1 protein-coding gene is annotated in these 379 nt (G+C 38.0%); it reads left to right on the forward strand.

Features of this window, described 5'->3' with window-relative positions; translation table 11 throughout:
- Positions 1 to 188 (forward strand): transposase (locus RZN25_18640; protein ID MEQ6378800.1); only part of this gene is annotated, 188 nt, incomplete at its 5' end.
- Positions 189 to 379 lie beyond the last annotated feature (191 nt).

Consider the following 379-nt stretch of genomic DNA (forward strand, 5'->3'; position numbering starts at 1 on the left):
AGGGAATAGAAAAGGGAATAGAAAAGGGAATAGAAAAAGGAATAGAAAAAGGAATAGAAAAAGGGAAAGAAGCAGCAATTCACGAGGTGGGTAAACGAATGCTGGAAAAAGGTAAGTCAATTGAGGAAATAATGGAGATGACAGGGTTAGATGAAGAGGAGATCAAGAAATTAGAAATGCAACTGTAGAAAAGCGTAAAAACCCTAGTTGTTTTAAAGGCTGGGGTTTAGTTTATTTGTGCAGAATATAGCTCTGAACCCCTCTATGGTATGTTTGTGTCAACACCAAAAATGAAGGGGAAATGCACTACATCAAGGTTGGGGGCAAGAATTGTACCCAACAAGACATATTTGCAATTGAATGATGAGCAAGAGGAAGA

Source organism: Bacillaceae bacterium S4-13-56, from assembly GCA_040191315.1.
Classification (GTDB): domain Bacteria; phylum Bacillota; class Bacilli; order Bacillales; family JAWJLM01; genus JAWJLM01.